Raw genomic sequence first — 21,970 nt, 5'->3', positions numbered from 1 at the left:
CCAAAATATAAAAGCTGAATAAAATTCCTCTTCTTTGGACATGAATGCTCATAACAACGGCCTCCTGCCTGCCCGGGATGGCCAGGTATGATAAATACCTTCCTGCTCCTTAAAGCGCACGCTTAAACGGGTAAAGCTGTTGATTGCCGCATACTGGGCAAAGAAATGGTCCAGTATGGTACAAAAGAAAAATACTCCGCTGCCGCCATAATGATCCCCGGCAAAAACCAGCTCAATCTCGCTGCCGTTGCAAAAACTGATGCGTCCTTGCTGGTTCACCCTGGCGGTGGCGCTGGTGATGGTAACTTTGGTGATATTTTCAATCAGGGTTTTATTTTCCGGCGAACTCTTAAAGTCATAAAGCTTTAATGTTTCTTTTAATGTCTTTAAGGCATCCGGCCCGCTAAAGTGCTCCAGCGATAAATGGCTGACCAGCTGCCAGCGGCTGGCATCATCAAGCGCCGCCCTTACCGGCATGGTCGGGGCCGACAGGCATTTCACCTGCTTGATAATATCGGCCCTTGAGGGGACAAACATTTTCGGCTCATCGGTGCCAAACGGCAGGTGGGCGGGTAAGTTACGGTTGCTGCACAGCGCATTGATACTCAATAGCCAGGTGCCGTATTCATCCGGGGCGGTAAAACCTTTAAATTCATGATCCACCAAAGACAGGTAGACCTCTGTGCCCTGCTCGGCAAAGCCCCCGGCCCAGCTCGACGCCTGGCGGTTGATATGCCAGAACATACGGTTTTGATCTAAATAGGCGGGATGGGTTTCGCCGTAAAAAGGACTGATGCTGACCTTGTTGTCTTTGGGATCGTAAGCCGTGACCTCACCGATATTGATGATTTCCGCCACTTCGGCATCGAGATACCTGGGGGCAAGTTTATATTCATATAAACTCGGCTCCAGCCTGACCGGTTCCAGCTCCTGTTCAAATAAGTTGATCACCGGGGTACAACCAAGTAAAAAGTGACCGGCAGCGACCTGTTTTTCCAAATCTTCAGAGCCTTGTTTCAAATAAAGATAGATATCGCATTTATTTCCAATTCCGCTCCAAAAGCTGCCCAGTTCATCCAGTTCAAAAAATAAGAATTTTTCCGGAAAGATAAAATTCTCCACCAATAAACGGTAGCCGGACAAGGTTCGCTGGCTGTAAGGAATAACCTTATGCTCATCATCAAAACCCACGGCTTTAATATGCCTTGGCTGCAGATATTTAGCCTGCTCTATTTGTCCTGACGGCACTATGGCCAGGCCAAGACAATGCTCGAATAACAGCTGGTATAACAACAAACTCTGGTGGGGCTGGCCGTTAAGGTAAAAACGCAAGCGCTTGACCCCCAAACCGGGCATAGACACTTCTTCAAATTCCGTGGCCAGGGAAAGCTTGATCACCGCTTTGGGTTGTTGCTGCCAGACAGGCTCAGGGGCAGTAAAAGGCGCATTTTGAAAACTGGCTTGCTCTACTTCCAGCGGCCAGAGTTCGGTGTCGTAACAACTGCGAAAATGACAGGTTTTCATGCCCTCGACCCGGGTATCCACCTTAGTGCCTTTAGGCAGGGTAATGCCTGTGGTGGAGACATTTTCGGTGATCATTTTAATAATGGTCATCGAAGGGATCGGCGCCTGGTAATCCGGATAAAGCTGGCCAAGCAACGCCTGGGTTAATTCCGGAAAACTGTCGTCTAATTTCTGCCGGATTTGCGCCGTCAGCAAAGAGAAGGCTTCAATGAGCCTGGAGACATGCGGATCTTCCACCTGCTCGTCACTTAATCGCAGCCGTCCCGCCAGCTTAGGGTATTTACTGGCAAATTCGGCCCCCATATGACGGATAAAGGCCAATTCACGGTTGTAATATTTCAGCAAGTCTTCGTTCAAAATTCCATCCTTTGCACTTTCATCTTCAAGAACCACCTTCAACATCTAGCTTCTGGCTTCACCTTCAAAGCAGGCAATTACAGCCCCGTTCACAGCTGAGTTTCCTGCACTTTCATGCCTAAGTTCACCGGCTCCACCTCAGAATCAAAGCTGATATATTCCGGCTCTGGATCGGCATATAACAGGGCATTGATACGCAACCTCAAGATACGGTCCAGGGGCTGCTCGTTATCCACGGTCTCCACTTCCACTTCGATAAAGCGCGGCTCAAACCTTTTAATGGCATCCGCCACTTTCTGACATAATAATTGCCGCCCTTCCAGGCTGCCCACCGCCATGCTGGAAAAGTCCTGCAGGCCATAGTTCACCAAAGAATTGTCCAATTCCCGGTAACATTCCGGCCAGGTTTGCCAGGGCACTTTGGCATTAAGCAAATTTTCCAGATCCCGCCTGACATTGGCGCGGATCTGCTCTAAGCTGACGCCGCGGTGCCCTTCCCTGATATCCGGCTGCTCGGGGTTGTCATCGATGAGTTTATCCAGCAAAGACACTTCAATGGCTTGCCGGTTATATTGACTCATAGAAATCTCCCGCTAAGTTGAGCTGTCTTTCCCCTGCCTCTTAGCTGCCAGAGCATTATTCTGCTTCGCCCTCAAGGGAGACACAGTTGATATGATTCACCTCTGAAATCGCCATTGCCTTATCATCAACAAACCACATTTTCTGTCCTGCCCCCCGCGATACTTCCGGCGCCAGTTGCTGCCAGTCGGTTTCACGGCCAAGCTTTTGTTTATCGGTAACACTATTGGCATAAACCAGCGGCAGATAAGCTTCGCCGCTGGGACCGCCTTTAATACTTAAGTCAACCCGGCGCCATACCTGTTCAAGCAAAGAAGACACCGGCTTAAAATGAACATAATCCACCTCGGCTAACTGGGCGATGTAAAATTTGCCGTCGGTGCCGAAAATTTCGATAAAGCCCCCTAAGGTATCATCAAGATCCCTGACAATTTTTCTGCTGCTGTCATTAATCTTGACCCGGGTATCCGGCCTGCTGCGCTCGAGCTGCTCACAGACCTGCTGCAGCGCTTCACCTTGCTGCCCCTGGTTGATTTCCAGGTTCAGCTTCATAAAGGCCTCCAGATATTCGTCTCTTTCGTTAAAGAGGTTAGGCACCCCTTGCCCCTGTAAAAAGTCCTGCCGCTCCTGTGCCGCACGGATCAGCAAACGCAGGTTTGAAGCGCCGACGATAAGATCAGGATGTTTTTGCACCATGGCATTGATCAACTGGTCCGCCCGTTCCAGCTCACCATTAATACACAACAGTTCCACCAGGGCACTTTTGAGATCAACATTGAGAGGATCATCGCGCAGCTGGGTTTCAATGTGGCTGATCACATCTGTTAAACGTCCCTGCTGCAACATGCTTTTTATTTCTTTCATTCATCTTCCTTAAACTAATGTTTAGGCGTTAATTCGGTCACCAACTTGATACTGGACACCATTTGATCCAGCTGAAAATGCGGCTGCAGCTGGATAACGGAATAATAATGGCCGGGTTTTCCCGGCATTTCTTTTACCTTGATTTTCGCGCTGTGCAGCGGATATTTGCTGCGTACTTCATCGGAGGCAGAATCTGAGCCCGTGGTATATTGATGCAGCCAGGTTTGCAGCTCTTGCTCACACAGGCGGGCAGAATGATAAGAGCCGATTTTTTCCCGCCCCAGCACTTTTAAGTAATGGGCAAACCTGGAGACACATAAGATATATTGCAGCATAGCCGATAATTTCGCGTTAACGCAGGCGGGCAAGGAATCAAACTGTTGCGGTTTTTGCGCCGAGGCATTGGAGTAAAACACTAAATGTTCACTGCCGGGCACGGCAGAAAGCGGAATAAAGCCCAGGTCGGATAATGCCTTTTCAGCCCTGTCTCCCACCAGTAAATTCACCGACGGCTTAGGGCTGTTTTGATATAAATCGGTTTCATAACGGCACAAAGGCAAGTCACACACCAGGCCTTTTTTCTTTTCCCCCGGTACCATACCGCGGATCTGACCGAACCAGCCGGACTCGCTAAAAGCGCGGATAAGCACACCGGCAAAGGCAAACGCGGCATTGCCCCATAAATGATCTTGCTGGGCATTATTGATACTTTCTTTAAATTTAAAACCTTCACTGCGGCTGCCATCATTAAGATAAGGTGCCCGCATTAAAATATAAGGTAAAGTCAAGCCAAGAAAACGGGCTTCATCCATATTCCTTAACGTATGCCACTTCAGATATTCATCCTCGCCGAAGAAATGGCTGAAGTCGCTGTGACCGGCGAGATCGGAAAAATCATCGGCACCAAAAAATGACGGTTGCACCGAAGTGATAAAAGGCGCAAACGCCGCGGCGCAGCAACGGGCAATATCTTTGAGCACATCAATATCATGGCTGGCGGCTGCCTGGGAGCTATTCAAACCATTAGCGCCTCTGTTGCTATGGCGGATATGATAGTTTCCTATGATCACCCCGAACGGTTCGCCGCCGGACATGTCATATTCATTGTTGTAAATCAGTTTGAAAAACTCACTCTGATCAAATTCAATCGCTTTATTGATGTCTTTGCTCAGCACCTGCCAGCTACAATCAAGCAGCTTAATTTTTACTTTTTGCCCCTTATCAAACGTTGCTTTTTGCCCGGTGACATAAGCCAGGCAGCGCCAGGCAGCCTCCAGCGCCTGAAAGCTTGGATGGTGGAGAATACTGTTTATCTGCTGCTCTAATTGCCTGTCTATTTCATTGATGGCTTTAAGCAGTACCGGCAAGACATGCTTTTTATCAAAACGGGGGAGTTTTTCTGCAGCATTTTCCAGCCACAATAATAGCGATTTAAGGGTGTCGGTTTCGCGTAGAAAGCGCTCCAGCAACTGCCTGTTCTTTAATTTTTCCCCACGCACAGGCACAGCTCCAGACACAGAGGCCTGCTGAAAGATTTCATCGTCAACAAATGAAATGCTGTCCACCGTCATAATTAACATCTGTCCTTAATGCCAGAGGTTTAAACAAGGATACGTAATCAAAGCAGCGCTAAAGCGGGTGTTAAGCTGCTAAGGGGAAAGCCCGTGCCTTCCCCCTTCACTCAGTTAACGGCTGATTTAACCCACGCTGGGGATCTTGGCCACTAAACGCAAGGAGGCGGTAAGCTCTTCCATTTGCAGCCAGGGACGTAACCAGGCCACGGCATTGTAGGAGCCGGGCTGGCCGGGGATTTCCTTGACCTGGACCTTGGCATCCGCCAACGGATATTTCGCCCGAATTTCCTGACCGCCGCCCTCGGAAGCATTGACAAAGGATAAGATCCAGCGGTTAAGCCAGGACTCGACATCTTCGGCTTCCATAAAGCTGCCGATTTTATCCCGGGCCATCACTTTTAAGTAATGGGCAAAACGCGACGTCGCCATCAGATAAGGCAGGCGCGCGGAAATTGCGGCATTGGCGGTGGCATCGTGGCTGTCGTAGACCTTAGGTTTCTGACAGGACTGGGAGCCGAAAAACACCGCGTAATCGGTATGTTTATAGTGGCATAACGGCAAGAATCCCAACTTACTCAGTTCGGCTTCACGGCGGTCGGTAATGCCGATTTCGGTGGGACACATCAGATCCGGATCGCCGTCGTCACTGGTAAAGACATGGGCCGGCAAACCTTCAACCTTGCCGCCGCCTTCCGCGCCGCGAATGGCAGTACAAAAACCATACTGGCTAAACGCCTGGGCCATGTTGGTGGCCATGGCATAAGCGGCATTCATCCAGCAGTAATCATCATGGGCCGTGGTGACCGAGCGGGTGCCGGTTTCATCGAGATCAAACTCTTCAAAGCTGAATTCTTCCACCACTTTGGTCGCCTGGCCATAAGGCAAGCGGGCCAGTACCCTGGGCATGGTCAAGGTCACAAAACGCGAATCATCACTGTCCCTGAACGAGCGCCATTTGGTGTATTCCAGCGATTCGAAGACTTTTTCCAGATCCCTGGGTTTGCTTAACTCGGTCCAGTCGTCAAAACCAAACAAAGAAGCGCCGGAAGCGGAGATAAAGGGGCAAAAACCGGCGGCGGCAACGTTTGACATTAACGACAGGGTTTCAATGTCTTCCGGGTGGTTGGTAAACTCATAATCACCGACCAGGGCGCCATAAGGCTCGCCTCCCGGGGTGCCGAATTCCGCTTCGTAGATCTTTTTAAAGATCTGGCTTTGGTCAAACTCCACCGCCTTACTTAAGTCTTTATGTAATTCTTTTTTACTCAGGCTCATCATGCGAATTTTTAAGGTCGCATTGGTTTCCGAGTTTTGCACCGTATGGTTCAGGCCGCGCCAGCTGCCTTCGAGTTTCTGGAATTCATCATGGTGCATAATGGCCGAGAGCTGCTTGGAAATGGTTTCATCAATCACCTTGATCGCCTGGTTAAAGGTCACCGTCAGGTTTTTATTCCATTTTACCGTACCTTTTAACGCTTCCTCGGTTAATGAGCGGATCAGCTCCTCGGCCCTTGAACTGTCGGTTTGTTTGGTGGCATCTATGGCCTGTCCCAGGATAGAGAGGCTTTCACCACTTTGGCTGCCTTCCTGGCTGAGTGTTTCGGTTTCTGTAGTCATTCCTGGTCCCCTTTCAGATCAAGTTCATCCGCCAGCTGATCTAAGCTTGTGGTGTTACTCAGGACATCTTCGAGAATATTTTCAAGGTCTTCGGATCTGTCTACCTTGGTCATCAGGTCCCTGAGTTTATTTCTCGTATCCATAAGTTTTTTCAAAGGCTCAACCTGGTTGACGATTGCCGCCGGTTCAAAGTCCTGCAGTGAATTAAAACTTAACGCGACTTTTAACTGGGAGTTTTCATCCTCACTCAGGGTATTATCAACGGCAATATCCAGGGTCGGGTTCATGCGTTTAAGGATATCATCAAAATTATCGCGGTCGATTTGCACAAAACGCCTGTCCTTAAGGGGTTTAAGATCTTGGGTATTATGACCACTAAAATCTCCGGCGACCCCGATAACAAAAGGCAATTCTTTTTTCACTACGGCTCCCTCGGTTTCCACATCATAAGTGATGTGAACCCGGGGTTTTCGAACCCTTTTTAATTTGTCATGTATACCCATGTGAGCTCCTTTATGTCACTAACTTTTACTAACTTATGTTACTAAACCAGGTACAAAACAAGGCACTACAAACTACGCACTCAACCTGCATTGTTATCAAGTATGCAGTAAACAAAACGCTAAAGGTTCTCATACCGGACGTGGATCCGGGTGGCGACTTAGCTGTTTATCTGCCGTTTTTTACTTTTTCTTTTTTGCTTTTCTTCTTTTCGATTTACTTTTTACTCTGCCCTGCCGGGGTTAATCGTCGATTTTGATCCCGGATAATTTAAAGAAACCATTACGGGCTTCACCATCGACAATCAGCTCCTGAAGTAATTCGGGTAAACTCAGCTCACTCCAGCGGATCACTTGCTCTATGGCATAAGACATAGGGGAATGGGGCTCGGTTTTACGGAAAAACTCGGCAATATGGTCCAGGTTTTTAATCGCCTGTTCCCGGCTATTTAATTGTTCAAGGGCACAAGCAGCGGCAGCAATATCCAGCGGACTGACATTGGCCTCTTCTTTGTTGGTCACCTCTGCTTGCTCGGGGTCTACCTCATCGGCTGCCGCCTGACTGAGAATATCTTTGGCAATGCTTTTGATATGGTTTGCACAGCCGGCCAGGGCTTTGCTGATATAACTGGTGGGTTGCGGCTCTCCTGCCATGGCGCTGTCCATGGCCGATGATAAACGCCCGAAAGCCGAGATCGCCGCATCGACATCCCGGTTTAACTTCACATAAAAATCTGCCGACGTTTCCTTGATACTGATTTGCACCGCTTCTAAAGACACGGCCCCTACTTCAAAACGTTTTTGCTGTTTTTCACTGTCGAGGCGATCCACTTCAAGGGCCTGTTCATATTGCCAGCTGGCAAAAGGCTCTTCGCTGCTGCCCCCGGTGATCAAAATGGCTTTGATCGGCTGGATCAGCGAACCTTCGCTTTCAATGCCGTTAAGGCCGATAAGGGGGGCAAGGCGCTCGGACAGGTCGCCGGGATCAGGAGTCGGATAGAGGTCTTGCCAATAACGTTCAATCAGCTCGGCGCCAAGATTAAAGCCAAAAGCCAGCCCTTCAAAACCATGTAAGCGGCATAAGGCTTCGATCAGCCAGGCAACAAATTCAAGGTCTTTGCCTGAGGTTTTTAATGCCTGCGGCACCTGCTCTAAAACCGGCCGCCACTCTGGAGCCAGGGATAACAAACTTTCATCGTCTACCAGGGCATTTCGCTCTTTCGCCCGGGCGCTGTTGCGTATGTCTTTAAGCAGGTAATAAGCCGAGGTCGGGGAAACATCCGCACGCGGATCTGTACCGGTTGGAGCCGTATCCGAGATCGGTTGAATAAATTCGTCAAGTACAAGAGTCAGGGGATTCAAACTTATATTCATCCTTGAATAATTAACAGTTTGGCCAACCGCTTTTAAGCCATGTGTGAAATCAGGTTTTCAAATAATAAAACTTTCTTAAATAATGCTCATCAAATATGGTTTTCTAAATATACATCCGATTATATTTTGACCTAGTTTAGCCTAAGTAACCTTAACAATACAGGGGAAATTTTTCCCCTGCTCTCTGGCGCTATTTTTCTTCGGCTTAAGTTATCCGGCTGCGTTTATGATTTATTAAAAAGCGGTATGGTGCTTTCATCATTGGCGCGCGGATTTATCTCATTTTGCAGGCTGTTTTTTATCAGGATGCAGGTAACATTATCCCGGGCGTTCCTAACGAGCGATGCGTGCATCAGGGCCATACCGGCATCAATAATATTGCCCGAAAGCAAGGTATGCTCAATTTCAAAATCGCTGACTTCTTTGTTTAGGCCGTCGCTGCATAACAAAAAGACATCACCGCTTTGCAGCTCGCCGCTTTTGATATCCACTTCTAATTTGCTATCTACCCCGACCGCCCGGGTGATGACATTCGCCAGCGGATGGTGCTCGGCTTCTTCGGCGCGCAACAAACCTTCATCCACCATGTCATTGACCTGGCTGTGGTCCTTAGTGACTTGGGTAAACTGCTCATCTCGAAGCAGATAACCCCGGCTATCTCCGACCCAGAGCAGGTGGTAGCGGTTTTCGCGGATCCATAAAATCACCACAGTGCTGCCGGCAACCTTGCCGGAAAATTCATTGGCACTCATTAACTGTAATTTATCGTTTGCTTCCTGAAGCGCCTGAGTTAACAATTCACAGCTCATTTGTTCAACCGGCACGGCTTCAACAACGCTTTGTATGGTATCAGTTACCAGCTGACTGGCTACATCTCCCGCGGCATGCCCTCCCATTCCATCGGCAACTACCCAGATCCCCAATGAAGGTAACTCTAAAAAAGCATCTTCATTGATTTTTCTTACCGTACCCCTATGAGTTTGCGCATGACTTGATTGAGCCATTATAATTCCTTTCTATATATTTCACTGGTATTCCAGTTTCGCTGTTGCCACTGGCCGTCCATCATGGCAACAAATTGGCTTACCTGGGGCAAGCCGTCGGTAACAATAAAACAGGGCTCAACCAGTTCTGAGCCCAAAGTCCACCACAGGCTGTAATTGCCAAAGTGGTGAAGATACTGATGATGAAGCAACTCAATCGGCTCGGGCGCCATTTCTCCCCGGATCACCCAACCTTTTTTTATCTTATCTTCAGATTCAATATGGCTGATATCAATCTGTCTACCCGAGACCTGTTGCTGCTGTTTTTTAAGCTGTTCAAACCAGGGCTCAAGCTCGAAATCATCTTCCAAGACCTCTAGAATGACATTTTCAAAGCTGGCAGACCAGTTATTTTTATGCCAGGCCTGCAATGGCGAGACATTATGCAGCGCCGCCAGGGTAAAAGGAAAGTGCCGGCTCACCTGATCAACACTGGGGATCACTGTGCCTAACACCCCGGATTCGCAACACACTCCCGGTGATAAGGCAAAATGCCATACCGGGCTGGTAAGGTAATAATCGAGCCAATTATCCTTCACCTGCTCCCGGCTTACCGCAACCACCGCCTGCAACCATTCATTCCAGTTTTTTAAAAAATCCGGATTAAAGTCGCTTTGCACAAAATCCCCTTTGGCGGGGATTTTACCGCAAAAACCCAAGTCCTTTATAACGTGGTCGGACATGAAAAGCCCTCCAGATTTAACATCCAAAAGGGATTGTTAACGCTGTTGGGCATAAACTTAAGCTTGGCATTATAACCACTTAGGGTGATTTCTAACAAACCATCCGACTTAGTTTTTGGCCTTTCGCGCTTTAATTTGTCCAAAAAGCGAAATAATGACCATTCTCCGGCATATTTGGCATTGATGGAGCGCCCGCCATTGGGTGGCGTAAAAGCAATCCGGGTTTCACTGTTGGCACTGGGGCCCGGCCAGATAAACTGCTCTTTTCTCGGTGGCCCGTGACGGTAATTTAGCTGCTGGCCGTCAATTTCCAACATAAAGAGACTGACATTGCGATCCAGGGATTGCGGCTGCAAACTGAAATTAATCCGGGGTGACTTCATGCCGGTTTCAAAAAAAGCCTCGCGGATTTTTTCCGTGTTCTGGTACATGGTTAAAATATCCGGGCTGATGCCGATATCTTTGGTGAAATGCCATGGCACCTGGCTGGTATCGACATAATCTTTCAGGTATTTATGCCAGAACTTATCTAAGGTGCCCTGATAACCGAAAAAGCGGCTAAAGTCCTTTAAACGCACGTCTTTGCTTGATTTGCGGTTAAAGGGATAGCGGCCGCTGATGCCGCGGCGAAACTCCGACAATACCTGGGACTTCCAGATACCGTTTAAGCGTTCGTTCTGATTGGCCCGCGCCAGTCCTTTGGTCTGGGTAGCGATAGTATCAAGCCAGTTGGCCAGGGGGTATGGCATATCGACAATTTGCTCGGACAGCTCATTGCCCAGCTGCTCAAAGTTGCTTTCCAGGCGCTGGTTCATATAAGAGCTGGCCTGGCTGTTGGTCAAAGAGACCTTATCGAGATTGCGGTTGATTGACCTTAAAATGCCCTGCACTTTATCCAGCTGCTGTAAATCTATCGCCAATAAATCGCTAAAGGCCTGCTCTACTTCTTTGCCCGGCAGCTCCAGGTCGAGCTTAACGCCTTTATCCGGCAATAACCGGCTGAGGCGGGATTTTTTCGACTGAAAGGCAAGATCGGTAGCATTTTTCACCACGCCCGCCGCCGCTTTTTCATTGTTCGATAGCGGAATTTTCGTCAACTGAACATTTTTCTTCACCGCGGCAATAATGCTTTTCACCGGGGCATCGGGACTGGATAAGGCATGGGTAATTTTCGCCCCGTCCCGGGAATTGGCATAAGATTTCAGCGTCAGGTCGCTGAGAAAGTCTTCCCAGTAAAAGATATAATCGCGGATATATTTTTGCTCCAGCTGCTCGGCAATATCAATCTTGGTATCTTCATCCAGGGTATTGAGATCGTCGCCATACACCCAGCTGTCTTCAATTAATCTTTTTATGACACGTTTTTTCTCTATGCTGAAAATGCCGTGAAAACCGCTATAGGTAAATAAGCCCGGGATCCCCTGATTAAAGTTGCGGCCACTTTGGAAGGTAAAACCTTCCAGGCTGTCGGGAGATAAAATATCCACCAGTTTAAAATCCGGGATACTGCTTTGCATAAAGTCGCTTTTTAACCTTTGGTAAGCCCGTTCCACCAAAGGCAACATGGTCAGCGCCTCCCGGGCGTGAGCGACCACATTTTCAGCATAGTCTTCCCCCCTCATACCCAGCTCAAGCGCGGTGGCCAGATGTTGATTAAGTTCGCTGCGGATGCCGGCATTGATTTCACCGGGAATATTGCGGTCAAAATAGGCAGAAAACCAAATCTTGACATCCTCTTCAAGATAATGGCCGGCATCATACAACATCAGGTAAATCTTTAAGGTTTCATATAAATAATTAAGGTGTAAAGCATTATTCGCCATTTCCTGGCTCAGGACTTTCATCAGGTAAGGCAAGAGATAACCCTGCAGCGCCCGCTCATAGGCGGCGATGGCGGGTTGCTTTAACTTATCTCCCTGATAAAGGCCCATGGTACGGGCATCAACCAGCGGCTCACCGTCATAACCGACGGGCAGTGCCCTTAAACTGGTTAATCCTTTGGTTAAGGTGATAATTTCGGTGTCTTTATTTAAACCGCCGTCGCTGACTTGCTGATAATAGGTAAGCGCCTCTTGAGTCTGATCCACCAAGCCGCTGTTCCAGTCGTAACTGCTCCACCAGGCAAAACTCAGCCCCAGGGTTAAAACGGAAGCGGCGGCGATAACACCGCGCCTGAGCAAATTATTTTGCTTATCATGCTGGCGGTTGGTGCTGGCAAGGTTTTTTTCCGGAAAAATAACTTCTTCGAGCAAACCTTTGATGAAATATCCCCTGACATGTTTAGCCGGTTGTGATTTAACCTGGTTTCTGACCCCGGTGGATAAATGGGCGCTCAGGTGATCTATCGGCGTGCCTTCCTGGGTGGCGCTGGTCAGGTAGACACCGCGCAGCATAGGTACTTCTTCATAAGCATTGGGGGAAAAGATTTCTTTTAAAAAGTCATCGGCTGCGCTTTGTAATAACCTTAATTGTTTGGGAAACTCATAGATAATCGCACGGCGATCCAGATCCCTTTCCACTTTCAACCGGGTATTGATACGGGCATTGAGGTTTTTCAACAAGCCGTGGAATTCTTTATTAAAGCCGCTGACAGTACTGCCTTGCTCGTCCTGGGCTTTGAGATCAAAAGTGACCCCCCAAATTTGCTCACAATCTTCTTTGGCAAAATCATCAAAAAATTCATTAAAGCCCGCCACCAGATCCGACTTGGACAAGAGCACATAAACGGGAAAGGTCATACCCAGCTGGTTCTGCAATTCCTGCAGCCGCTGCTTGATCGCCCGGGCATGCAGATTGCGTTCGGTTTTGGTTTGGTTAAGCAGCTCCGCCATGCCCATGGAAATGATCACGCCGTTGATGGGGCGCAACGGCCTGAATTTTTTCAGTAGCCCCAAAAAGCCCTGCCAGGCCCGGGCATCTTGTTTGGCATGGCTATCTTGTGTGGTATAACGCCCGGCGGTATCTATCAGCACAGCTTTATTGGTAAACCACCAGTCGCAGTGGCGGGTGCCGCCAACCCCCTGGATCATGTCTATACCCATTTTTTCCTTTAACGGGTATTCCAGTCCGGAGTTTTGTATCGCCGTGGTTTTACCTGAGCCCGGCGGCCCGACCATGATATACCAGGGCAATTCATAAATGCCCTTATTCTTTTCAAACTTGGTATTTTTCAATATTTCTATGGCCTGGGCCATTTTTTTATGCAACAGAGCAATTTCTGTTTTTGCCCTGTCTTCCGCCGAACCCGCATCGGCTTCTTCACCATTGATCAGGTTATTCACTACCTGCTCATTATTTTTTTTATCTTTGGCTTTAAAGCTCAGGTTAAACAATCCCCAGGTGATGACTATCAAGAGCAGAACTATGATACGCGCTGACGGACTCAATAAAGGCTCATAACCGGCAATGGCAATCAGCGGCCCGCCAAACCAGATCAGCAATGCTAAACAAATCAGGCCTAAAGCGGTGATCAGCACTTTGGGTTTAAGTTTTGACAAATATTTTTTACTTGTTTCTTTAAACGACATATTGCATTCCCTTAATGACGATTAAAACATCCCGGTTTATTAATAGTGGTGAAGCGGTACATTAAAGCCGCACATTAAAACTAGGCCTCAAAATAATAAATCAATTTCTATGCGCCGGTTCAGTGAACGGTTTTGATCACTGGTATTTTCAACCCTGGGCTCTGACTCCCCGCGCCCTTCCGGCCACAGTCGTCCGCTTAAAGAAGCATTATTGGCAAGAAAATTACCTATGGCCGTGGCCCGGGCCAGCGACAAATGCCAGTTGGACGGATATTTAGTGGTAAAAATCGGGTCATCATCGGTATGGCCGGTGATCAATATTTTACCGTCGGTGCTTTCCAGGGTGCGGGCTATTTTGGCCAGTATGGCTTCAAAATCGGCCCTGGGTTGGGTACTGCCGGAAGAAAACAGTACCCCGGCGCCGATGCGGATGCGCACCCGGTCGGGGAGCTGCTCGACATCGAGCAGCTGACGCTGGATTTCCGTTTGCAACAATTGTTGCAGCATCAGGGCTTCATCGCGGCTAAGACTTTGCAGATCTTCCCGGCCCACCTGCTGCCAGGGTACTAAGGAAACAAGCTGTTTATAAACATTCGAGGAATAATTATTGATGTTGTAACTAAAGGCCATGTAGATAAAAAGCAGCAAAACACCAAACAACGCACCTATGACCCACAAAGGAAACGGATGTTGAAATTCATGGTGTTGCACCACCCGATCCCGCCAGCCGGGGGATAATTCCCGGTAGTTATCCCCTTTAAAGCTTTGCACCGCCTGGTAACATTTATCCCTTAAATCTTCGAGCTTTTTCTCTCCCTGATCTTCGATACGCATTTTTCCGACAAACCCTAAAGACAGGCACAAATACATAAGTTCGAGTAAGGGATGTTTTTCTGCCGGGTTTTGCAGCGCAGCTTCAAGCAAGGTATAAAAATATTCACCGCCGAACGCCTCGTTGTGAAAGGTGGATAACAAACTGTCCGATGCCCATAAACTGTTGCCGCCCCAGGGGGTGTTCAGCACGGTTTCATCCAGGAAACTGCACAGGCAATAACGGGCAGACTGGATATCTTCTGTGTTGATATTATGTGACCTTAACAGCTGTTCATAATGTTTGATCAGCTCAATACATTGCACTTTTAAGGTTTTAATATCCTCATGTTGCTCGGTATTACGGATTTGGGCACAGATGGATAACAAGGTGCCGGCACAGTCCACCAGGGGGTTGGCCGCTATGGTCAGTATTGAATTTTGTGCCCGGCTCTCGCCGCTGTTTTCTTCAAAAACGGTTTTTCCGTCATCGGCCGGTGCTTCCTTGTTCGCGGGCTTATTCCCGCCGCCTGCTCCCCGTCCCGGACGAGGTTTGACTATGGTTTTATCATTCATGGCAAATCATCCTTACTCGCTGAAATCTTCCTTAATCCCTGTTAACTAAAAGCCAAATAGAGCTGCGCCCTAGTTATTAATCGCCCACAACTCCAGCGCTAATTCGGGATAATTTCCGGATAAATGCAAAGCAATGCCGCCGCTACTGGCAAGCTTTAACCAATGGCTGTTGGACTTGTCCAGCTGGAAATAATGATAACCGGCATGATAAGGCACCTGACGCGGCGCCACGGGTAAACTTGTGATCCCTATGCCCGGCAACTGGTTGTTGACCAGGTCGCGGATGGTTTCTACCGCACCGATCTTAATTTGTCCCGGCAAGCGGTTACGGATTTCTTCATGGGGCAAACTGGCTTTAACCGCCAGGATAAACTCTGCCCGTTTAAGCAAGTCTTTGTCATTGAGCACCGCCAGGTAAACACCGAATTTACTCTTCTCTAACGGCAACTCAATGGCGGTTTGCTCAAGCACACTGCTTAAGCCCTGGTTAACAATCACCATCACATTGCTAAAGATGTAGGTTAAATTATCGTGCTGATAACGGGGTAATTTGGCAGTGCGTTTATCCGGCGAGCTAAAGGTGGACAGCTCACCGGAAAAAGCCAGCAAACAGGTATAAAGCTGCTGGGGGTGCAAACCTGTGGCACTGGCGTAGTGTTCGAACAGCGGCTGGTATTTATTTAACAGCTGCAGCATTAAAAAGTCGGCAATCGAACTGGAGCTGCCTTGTGCCTGGGACAGCCTGGCAGCAATGGCATCCGCCCTTTGATGTATCATGCCCAGTATTTCCCGGGTCAGGTTTGCCAGCGCCGGCATGTGATCAAGCACCATGCAGGGGGGGATAAACTTTTTATCCAGGCGGATAGCCCCCTCTTCAGAGACATCTGCAATACGGGCAACGGCAATGCTGAGATAACCGGCCCTGTCTTCGCTTTGTAGTTTCAGCTGGCAGTTTAGTTTTGCCACCTGCAACACTTCCATAGCATCCGAGCCGACACTGGTATCGACAATATGATGATCGGTATAATTATACCGGGTGATCAACTTATCCTCGAGACTGGAAATATTCAACCCCGTGCTTTTATTAACCGGCAATACTAAATAGATCAGCTGGTCGCAGGTGCCCGGCGCTATGGTGATGGCCTCGGGCAGCGGGTTTTGCTCGGGTAAAAGCGCCAGGGTATTGTCCTGAAAAACACATTCAATATTATCCAGGCGAAACTGCCCCAAAGATAACAGTGCGCTGTCTATTTCCAGATTAAAAATACCCCAGGCAAAAGGGTTGATACGGGTATTGATACTGGCATGTTGAAACTGCAAATACCTTTCTTGCTGCTGCATATGTTGCGGGCGCAGGAACATGCCTTCTGTCCAGGCCACCGGGTTAAAGTCACTCATGATTTCCCTGTCTATTTTCGCTTAGCTTCAAAGTAGGGCCTGTTTATCTTTGACCGTGAACCATCTTTTTCGCTGTTATTCCATCTATCGGCGTTAGAAAAATTCCTGTAGAACAACTACACGTCCATTTTTCTGCCTTGATATATGGAAAAACCGCTCAAAAATCTTAATCCCCTCCAAAGATAAACAGGCCCTAATTAAATGGATTATTTTTTGATGGCATATACCGCCAGTTTTTCAATATTCATCACCACATTGTCATAACCTGTCGGCTCGACTTCGACCACGGCACGCCACCTGGCACTGTCGATATCGCGATATGCCACCACAACCCCGACATAACGGGCATTTTTATTCAGCTCCATTTTATATTCGATATTGCCGTCCGGCTGTAATTCCAACTCATCCTTTTTGATCAAGTCAGGGCCAAGCACATGCTCCGGCGATTCATACAAGGTGAAAAAATCCTGGGTATCAAAGATGGTTCTCGAGGACAATTCGAACACTTTCACCACCACAGGCGAAGGACGACCACTGAGATCGGGATTAACATCGCCGGCGGTATGGAAGGTAATATCGGTAGAAGGGGGCACAATGGCATTTATGGTAGAACATCCCGTAACCAGGAAAACACTGCCGGCGACCCATAGACTCAATAACGATTTTTTTAACATGTTCATTTTTTCAACCCATTTCACAGTTTGCAAATTATAAAGATTTAATTTTTTTATCGTACGCCCGGATAAAATCATCCGATAAAACTCCCCCCTGCCCGGCCTGCTCCTGTACCAGGTCCTGATGCAGGCTTTGATATATTTTCCAGTAACGTAACTGCTTTTGTCCCGGCACGATTTTATCCAGCGGCGAAGGCCTGAAATCCCGGCTGGCAATCACTTCGGGATCCAGCTGGCTCAGCACCCCTTCTATCGCCCCTACTGTGCCAGCTGTGAGGGCAATGTCATGTTTTCGGATATCATCAAAAGCTTCGCTTATCGCCCGTTTTGAAGACAAAAAGCTTTTACTGCTGCGCAGAAACAAATTTTCAAAGACATCATCGACAGAGGCGGAAAATTTCAGGGGATTATTTTCCTGTTGCTGGAAAGTGGTCTGGTTGACACGAAATTCATGCTTAAGGGAAGCCCGGCTGCGCAAGGAATCCATTAATCCGGCAAGCAAAAGCTGCATCGCCTGGCCCATTTGATAGAGCAGTTCATCACTAAGCTCCTGTGGCAACACTTGAGGTGAAATGCCCAAACCTTTAACAAAAGCTTGCAGCCCTGCAGGTGAAGAGGCGGTGTGATTTTTTTTATTGTTCGCTTTAACGGCCGTTGCCGTTTCCGCTTTGGCAGCCACTTGCCCGGTGTCATTTGCCATTATCGTGCTCACCGGCTCAGCAGCCGCTATCGGCTGCTCTGCTGTTGAAAAATGGCCGCCACCCGGCTCTTGCTCCTGGGCTGGCGCCGTTTTGCCAAGCAGTTCAAGTTCCCATTCTTTGGGGATTGCAGCCTGGGGCAAAGAGAAATGATCATCAAGCTCCGTCTGTACTTCAGGTAAAGCAAGCTGGCTCTTAGGCAGCTCATGTTCGTTTGTTGCCAATGTTTCGCCAAAGACACTGCCTACGGCAATACCGCTGCCCACCGGGGTAACGGGCGGTGGTACAGGAGTTTCAGCCTGCGATACTGTTCCTTTCTCAAATGAGGACTCGAAGGCCTGTTCCAACAGGCTGACGCTGATTTCATAATCGCCAAAGGCGAGTAAATCCCCGTCACAAAGCAGATAGGCTTTATCTTTGCCCAGAGCTTCAACGGCGCGGTTAATATAAAGGCCGTTGGTGGAAAGATCATAAATCACAAACCCCTGCCCTTGCCTCTCAATCCGGGCATGGGTGCCGGAGACGACCTTTTCAGGATCCGGCAGATGCCAGTCATTTTTTTCAGAGCGGCCAAAGGTTATGCCATCGCGAACCCGTTTTTTTGTAACTTGCTCGGGAGAGAGGCGGTGATAGCTGACAATTTCAAATTCTAATTCCATTTAGCTTCCATTATCCTTAACTTTTCTGATATGGCTTAGGGTGTAAATGCGCAACTAAAGCTCAATAACAACACCCGGGTTTATAACACAGAGATCTGGTTGATCTGGTCGTAAAGTTCATTGCCCCTTTTCACCAGTTTTTGTGCGGCCTTATAGTGTTTTTTGTCCATTAATAAATTTGCATGGCGCAGATATAAACCGGCAATGCGTTTCTCGATTCTGACTAACGGCTCAAAATTAGCCGGTAAAAGTTTGGCCAGCTCAGCCACATTTTCGTCTATTAACGTCAACTGGGTATGATCTTCTATGCCTTGCAATTCAGCACCGAACTGCTCAAAGGTTTTTTGATAAAAAATCTCGGCCGCCTGATAGGGATAATCCGCCACCCGGCCGTTGGCGATTTTTTCATTATAAGCCGCTAACTTGGCTACCGACGTTTTCATGCTTTTACCAAATGCCAGCAAAGACTCCGCCTCGGGCACATGGTTAAAAACTAATTCGCCAACACCAATCAAGACCGTGATTTCATTGACATCATGTTGCAGTAATGCCCGCTCAAAATTTTCCTGGTATAAGATAAAGGCCTGCTCGTCCGGCTGGAATTCAAAACCGGTATCGAGGAAATTTAAATCTTCCACCAGGCGGGGGATATGGTTATCGCCGCTTTCCTGATAACGCCCCTGCACCAGCAATAAATTTAATCTTTCCGCCAGGGCGTCAACAATAGATAGACGGCTGGTTCTTTGGCCATCCAGCATTTGCATTAAGCGCATGGAGTCGGGGAAAATCACCAGGGCATCGGCAAGAATAACTTCGATATCATCATAATTCTTATAGACGCCATGGGGGTCTTTGGGCACTTGCTCTATCTTTTGCTCGACAATATCGATAATTTTTTGTTGGTGGGATCTTAATAACCCCTGCTTGATCAGGGCATGTTCGCGGGGAATATCATCCAGCTGTGACAACAACTCCAGCGTGGTGAGTTGCTCAAACGTCGACAGTTGTGCCTGCTTGCTGGTATTTTCCGCCACTCCCTGGCTGAGACTTTCAATGGTCTGCTCTTGTGTTTGATACACCTGGGCAACACCGACAAAAAGCACAAGTCCCGCAGCCGTTGCCAGGATTTTCGGCCACAGGCAACGGGAAAATATTTTAAGCATGTCGTTAACATCGCCTGAGCGCTCGGCTTTATTCAGCGCCAGGCCTTTTTTCAGGGTCAGCCAGTAATAAAAATTGATATGTTTAGGTTTAACTAAGGGAATTTTCTTGGGATCAACCTTGTTGGCAGCAACCCTTTGATACGGATGTTTGCCCGTTAACAGTTCATAAATGATACAGGAAAAAGCATAAATATCATCGGCAATACAAGGCGGCTCTCCTTCCAGTTGTTCCAGGCTGGCATAAGCCGGGGTATAACCGCTATGAGGGGTAGTATGCTGCTTATCCGGCATGGCATATTGATCAACATTTAACTGCATTGCCCGGGCAACGCCAAAGTCAAAGACTTTAATGTCTCCCCCCCGGGTCAGGATAATATTGGAGGGTTTTAAATCGGTATGTACTATGCCCACTTTATGGGCATGAATTAACGCGGCGGCGATCTGCTGCAGTAATTTTAACACCCCTTTAAAAGGCAGGCCTAAAGGTTTAGAACGTTTAATCACCTGATCCAGCGGTTCGCCGTCTAACCATTCCATCACCATAAAGTGGTAATCGCCGTCGGCATCGACATCATATACCCGGATGATATTGGGATGAGAAAGTTGCTGGGTTTTTCTTGCTTCTTTGATCAGCAGTTGTTTGGCTTCGCTGCGCTGGCTAAATTCTTGTTGCAAGACTTTAATCGCGACATAAGGCTCATCTATGCCTTCGGCTTCAAGGTGCAAATCTTTAGCGCGATAAATATCGCTCATACCGCCATTACCGATTTGCGATTCGATCAGGTAGCGATTGTTAAAACATTTGCCCACCAAATTGATGTGCGCTTGAGTTTTATTCGAGGTGATCCCGGCAACCAGGGTTTTATCATCGGCAACAGGGGTGCCCGGGTTATTCTTTTCCATGTTTAATCACTTCCTTGTGTGGCTCGGCTTTGCTCACTGTTTGCTCTTTTAAAAAAACAGCTGAGCATTTTTGAGCTAAATTAACATTGGTCAATAACGGCTAAAATACCACCAACATTCTGCTCCTTTAATAAACAAAAAACAAGACAGGTGTTTATTTTATTGGTTATTTTTCAGATGATTTCCGGCACTTTATCATGACAAACAAAAGAAACTTCACCGGGTTCGCTGCTTGAATAAGCTTGATAGAAAAGCATAGCCCAGCTAAATCACAATGCCATTTTTACCTGCACTTATTCTGTGACCTTTTTAGCGGTAATTTTTTAATCCGCTTATTGCAAGCAAAACCAATACAGACGATAATACCCGCTTAAAAGGTTAAATTTATTATCATTATAAGCGGGTCTGTGCTTGTCATTTGATAGTCATTTTTAACCCGTTCACATAATAGTAAGTGTCAAGGCTCGCAAGCTCGCTGCGCTATTGTGACAATGAAACTCAAGTAGTGAGTAGGCTGTAACTTATAAATGGAACACTAAGTGAAGTGGATTCATCGCGCTAAATTTTTAACCTTGCTTTTGCTCGTCTGTTGCTTTTTCAGCCAGGCAGAGTCTCTCACTGTGGTTTACCCTGAAGTCAAAGCGCCCTATGACAAAATATTCCAACAGATCACCCGGGGCATAGCCGAAGAAGCACAGGAAGAAATCCTGGAAATCAAGCTGTCGCATAAATTCGATCCCGATGATGCGGCAGATAAAATCACCACGGATAAAGTGATCGCTTTAGGCAAACGCGGCTTGCAGGTTGCCAGGAAAATCTATAAAGACAAACCTGTCGTGGTCGGCGCCCTGCCGATCCGGCCCAATGGTATTTCCGGAGTAAGTTTAACGGCAGATCCCGATGAGCTATTTGATTATTTACATGAACTTGCTCCGGAGATCACTAAGGTCACGGTTTTATATACGCCGGCCTCCGCCTGGGTCATAGATGACGCCCGGGAAAAGGCGAAAGCCAAGGGGCTGAGTTTAAACGGCATCAAGGTTGAAAATATCCGGGAAGCGGTAAAGGCCTATGACAGAATTTTTGCCCGGGAAGACTTGAGCAAAACCGCTATCTGGCTGCCGTTAGATCCCATTACCGCCAACGATAAAATTATTGTGCCTGTGATCCTGGAAAAAGCCTGGAGCAATAAAATTGTCGTCTTCTCCAGTAAACCCAACCATGCCAAACGTGGTGCGTTATTTTCCGCCATTCCCAATAATGAATTATTAGGACGTCAGTTAGTGCGCCTGGTCGAGAAAATCAGCGCACAACCGCTGCCGTCGATAGTTAACCCCCTAAAAACCGTTAAACTGGCGGTAAACCTGAGAACCGCAGCGCATTTAGGCTATGAGTATGGTTCAGGAAAACGTTCGGGATTTGCGTTAACTTTCCCCAAGTAATGATG

General features: G+C 47.9%; 16 protein-coding genes. 1 reads left to right on the top strand and 15 read right to left on the bottom strand.

What is annotated here, in order from left to right:
- Positions 1-48: 48 nt before the first annotated feature.
- The 15 genes from tssF to SG35_RS11365 form a co-directional block, all read right to left on the bottom strand.
- Positions 49-1,881 carry a type VI secretion system baseplate subunit TssF gene (gene tssF / locus SG35_RS11435; RefSeq protein ID WP_044831578.1) on the bottom strand — a complete coding sequence of 611 codons (1,833 nt, stop codon included), beginning with the start codon at positions 1,879-1,881 and terminating at the stop codon, positions 49-51.
- Positions 1,882-1,970: 89 nt separating this feature from the next.
- Positions 1,971-2,462: a type VI secretion system baseplate subunit TssE gene (gene tssE, locus SG35_RS11430; protein ID WP_044831484.1), complete on the bottom strand. Its 492-nt coding sequence runs from the start codon at positions 2,460-2,462 to the stop codon at positions 1,971-1,973.
- Between the two features lie 55 nt (positions 2,463-2,517).
- The gene (locus SG35_RS11425; RefSeq protein ID WP_044831483.1) at positions 2,518-3,324 is read right to left on the bottom strand and encodes a type VI secretion system accessory protein TagJ; all 807 of its coding nucleotides are present in this window, start codon (positions 3,322-3,324) and stop codon (positions 2,518-2,520) included.
- 14 nt (positions 3,325-3,338) lie between these two features.
- Positions 3,339-4,895: a type VI secretion system contractile sheath large subunit gene (gene tssC, locus SG35_RS11420; RefSeq protein ID WP_044831577.1), complete on the bottom strand. Its 1,557-nt coding sequence runs from the start codon at positions 4,893-4,895 to the stop codon at positions 3,339-3,341.
- A gap of 126 nt (positions 4,896-5,021) precedes the next feature.
- The gene (gene tssC / locus SG35_RS11415; RefSeq protein WP_044831482.1) at positions 5,022-6,515 is read right to left on the bottom strand and encodes a type VI secretion system contractile sheath large subunit; all 1,494 of its coding nucleotides are present in this window, start codon (positions 6,513-6,515) and stop codon (positions 5,022-5,024) included.
- Entirely contained in the window at positions 6,512-7,018 is a 507-nt protein-coding gene (gene tssB, locus SG35_RS11410) for a type VI secretion system contractile sheath small subunit (RefSeq protein WP_044831481.1), read from the bottom strand. The genes tssC (SG35_RS11415) and tssB overlap by 4 nt, the downstream gene beginning before the upstream one ends.
- Before the next feature lie 240 nt (positions 7,019-7,258).
- Positions 7,259-8,377: a type VI secretion system protein TssA gene (gene tssA, locus SG35_RS11405; RefSeq protein WP_236702528.1), complete on the bottom strand. Its 1,119-nt coding sequence runs from the start codon at positions 8,375-8,377 to the stop codon at positions 7,259-7,261.
- A 236-nt stretch (positions 8,378-8,613) separates the two neighbouring features.
- Positions 8,614-9,393, bottom strand: a complete 780-nt coding sequence (locus tag SG35_RS11400; RefSeq protein ID WP_044831479.1) for a PP2C family protein-serine/threonine phosphatase — start codon at positions 9,391-9,393, stop codon at positions 8,614-8,616.
- On the bottom strand, positions 9,393-10,115 hold the full coding sequence (gene tagF, locus SG35_RS11395; RefSeq protein ID WP_044831478.1) for a type VI secretion system-associated protein TagF: 723 nt from the start codon (positions 10,113-10,115) through the stop codon (positions 9,393-9,395). The genes SG35_RS11400 and tagF overlap by 1 nt, the downstream gene beginning before the upstream one ends.
- Entirely contained in the window at positions 10,097-13,642 is a 3,546-nt protein-coding gene (gene tssM, locus SG35_RS11390; RefSeq protein WP_044831477.1) for a type VI secretion system membrane subunit TssM, read from the bottom strand. Before tssM ends, tagF begins: the two co-directional genes overlap by 19 nt.
- Positions 13,643-13,729: 87 nt before the next feature.
- Positions 13,730-15,028, bottom strand: a complete 1,299-nt coding sequence (gene tssL / locus SG35_RS11385) for a type VI secretion system protein TssL, long form (protein WP_044831476.1) — start codon at positions 15,026-15,028, stop codon at positions 13,730-13,732.
- A gap of 69 nt (positions 15,029-15,097) precedes the next feature.
- Positions 15,098-16,426, bottom strand: a complete 1,329-nt coding sequence (tssK, locus tag SG35_RS11380; RefSeq protein WP_044831475.1) for a type VI secretion system baseplate subunit TssK — start codon at positions 16,424-16,426, stop codon at positions 15,098-15,100.
- Between the two features lie 206 nt (positions 16,427-16,632).
- Positions 16,633-17,106, bottom strand: coding sequence for a type VI secretion system lipoprotein TssJ (gene tssJ, locus SG35_RS11375; protein WP_044831576.1), 474 nt, complete (start codon positions 17,104-17,106; stop codon positions 16,633-16,635).
- Positions 17,107-17,134: 28 nt separating this feature from the next.
- Entirely contained in the window at positions 17,135-18,457 is a 1,323-nt protein-coding gene (gene tagH, locus SG35_RS11370) for a type VI secretion system-associated FHA domain protein TagH (RefSeq protein WP_044831474.1), read from the bottom strand.
- Between the two features lie 80 nt (positions 18,458-18,537).
- A complete protein-coding gene (locus SG35_RS11365; RefSeq protein WP_044831473.1) occupies positions 18,538-20,523 on the bottom strand; it encodes a serine/threonine-protein kinase in 1,986 nt (661 codons plus the stop codon).
- A 539-nt stretch (positions 20,524-21,062) separates the two neighbouring features.
- On the opposite strand from SG35_RS11365, the gene SG35_RS11360 reads away from it, so the two are divergent.
- Positions 21,063-21,965 carry an ABC transporter substrate-binding protein gene (locus tag SG35_RS11360; RefSeq protein WP_084692548.1) on the top strand — a complete coding sequence of 301 codons (903 nt, stop codon included), beginning with the start codon at positions 21,063-21,065 and terminating at the stop codon, positions 21,963-21,965.
- Positions 21,966-21,970 lie beyond the last annotated feature (5 nt).

Origin of the sequence: Thalassomonas actiniarum (assembly GCF_000948975.2) — a bacterium.
In the GTDB taxonomy this organism is placed as follows: domain Bacteria; phylum Pseudomonadota; class Gammaproteobacteria; order Enterobacterales; family Alteromonadaceae; genus Thalassomonas; species Thalassomonas actiniarum.
This window is presented reverse-complemented; position numbering and strand designations above follow the sequence as displayed.